General features: G+C 36.1%; 3 protein-coding genes. All 3 read right to left on the bottom strand.

Translation table 11 applies throughout. The annotated features are described in order from the left end of the window. Window positions 1-95: COX15/CtaA family protein (locus H5072_RS21400; RefSeq protein ID WP_259396012.1), on the bottom strand; the 95-nt coding region annotated here is incomplete at its 3' end. A gap of 38 nt (window positions 96-133) precedes the next feature. After that, window positions 134-628 carry a hypothetical protein gene (locus tag H5072_RS20290; RefSeq protein WP_024595087.1) on the bottom strand — a complete coding sequence of 165 codons (495 nt, stop codon included), beginning with the start codon at window positions 626-628 and terminating at the stop codon, window positions 134-136. Beyond that, the coding region (locus H5072_RS20285) for an SURF1 family cytochrome oxidase biogenesis protein (RefSeq protein WP_310735910.1) at window positions 618-981 on the bottom strand (364 nt) is incomplete at its 5' end. The genes H5072_RS20290 and H5072_RS20285, both read right to left, overlap by 11 nt.

The raw sequence follows: 981 nt of genomic DNA, 5'->3' as shown, positions 1-981 counted from the left end.
CCCGCATCACTTAAGCGGGTGTACGCACCTAAAGCAACTACAATCAAAGCGAGTAATCCTGTTATTAATACTAAGTTTTTATAATTTTTATACATCTGATACTCCAACTTAATTAGCTAGAACGAGAACTTAATTAGCTAGAACGAGAATAGTTAAGTAATTTTTTTAGATCTTTTAATAGCCCTTTTTGTACTAAACGGTTTTCTTGTGGCTCGACCTTAAAGGGATATTCAAGTACCACTAACCCCATATGATCAATTAAATATAAACTTGCAGGATTTAAACTCTGTTGCTCGGTAATAATTTTCCATGGTAGATTTTTATTGTCGGGGCTTCCCATTACAGCCATATCAACCTTGCCTTGGTTTTTACCAAGTGCCACATATAAGTTATTAAGTGCATTGAGTTGTTCGCTGCATGGGGTGTTACATTCGTTTGAATAATTAAGTGCGATAGTCCATTGTTTGGGATTATTTTGCGGCCAATTTTTAAGTTTTATTTCTTGGCTTAAAAACTCGCCATTATTAGTAATTGCAGTAGGCAACCAATCAAACTTTAATGCGCCATATGCCAAAATTAATGGGATAGCGCAGCAACCCACAAACAACAAAAGGGGATTATTTTTCATTATGTGTCCTTTTTTTACTCGCAAAAATAGCCACAACAGCACATGCAACAGCAATTAAAAACCATTGCAAAGCGTAGGCATTATGCTTTTGAGGGCTCATAACAACGGCCTCATAATGAGGTGTTGCAATCTCATCACCAGTACCTTGTCTGTAAGCCATAAAATTAATTAATGATTGCTGGCTTTGGGTGCTCAGCATATTCAAGTCGATAGATTGGATTCTTGTAGGTAAGTCGTTATTTGTCGTTTTATCTTCAAGCGTAAAGCTACTTAAGTTATTTTCTTTTATTTGCGCTTTAAGAATAAAAACACCTGTAGGCAGAGTAACCTTTGGCAGTGCATCTCTAGATATA

The organism is Pseudoalteromonas sp. SR45-5, from assembly GCF_014163565.1.
GTDB lineage: Bacteria > Pseudomonadota > Gammaproteobacteria > Enterobacterales > Alteromonadaceae > Pseudoalteromonas > Pseudoalteromonas distincta.
Note: the sequence above shows the minus strand (reverse complement) of the source record. Positions and strands in the feature narration are given on the sequence as shown.